This is a genomic window from Furfurilactobacillus curtus (assembly GCF_045862785.1).
GTDB lineage: Bacteria > Bacillota > Bacilli > Lactobacillales > Lactobacillaceae > Furfurilactobacillus > Furfurilactobacillus curtus.
Map to the genome: position 1 here is coordinate 1 of NZ_BQXO01000042.1, position 676 is coordinate 676.

1 protein-coding gene is annotated in these 676 nt (G+C 40.1%); it reads left to right on the plus strand.

The window, feature by feature from the left end; genetic code table 11:
• Nucleotides 1–2 precede the first annotated feature (2 nt).
• Nucleotides 3–650 (plus strand): conjugal transfer protein TrbL family protein, encoded by a 648-nt coding sequence (locus ACKTR2_RS10335; protein ID WP_407885058.1) that lies wholly within the window; start codon nt 3–5, stop codon nt 648–650.
• The last annotated feature ends 26 nt before the right edge of the window (nt 651–676 follow it).

Genomic DNA, 676 nt, shown 5'->3' on the forward strand with positions numbered 1-676 from the left:
GCATTGTGATGACAATTCTAAAAGAGGCAGATGAAAGTACCGATGTTACTTGGGCTAATATCATCATGGACGGGATTAAATCAGCGGCCGTGATCCCGGTCTTCGTGTTCTTACGGGGCTTTATTCAAGGTTCAATTACCTTGCCCCTGCTAAAGTATATGTTTAGTTCTGATCAGCAGTTCACTGCTGAATCAATTACCGGCATGAATAAAGTTCCTGGGTTAAAAGATGTTGGTATTTCGCTACCTTTACAGATTTTATTTCTGCTAATCTTCACTGTCGTAACCGTCGTGTTCTTTATCAAAATGTGTGTGTTTGTGGCTGATATGGCGTGGTATAACCTGACAATTCCTTTAGCTGCAATGAGCATGGCGACTGAAAGCTTTGATTATAGTGGTACGTGGTGGAAGAAGTATATTTATTACAATGCCTCCATTATTAGCCAGGTGCTTTGTATGTCATTATCAGTATGGTGTTTCACTAATATGGCTAAATACGGGTTTATTGCTTTTATTGCTTCAATCGGATTCGGTTTTCTGGTGGTCAAAACACCTGCCGCCGTTAAAGACTTTTGGGCTTCAACCGGTGTGACTAAAAGTGCTGGTATGGGTGCCATGAGAATGTTTCAAAATTATTTTCGTAACCACTAGGAGGAAAAATAGTTATGAAGAAAATC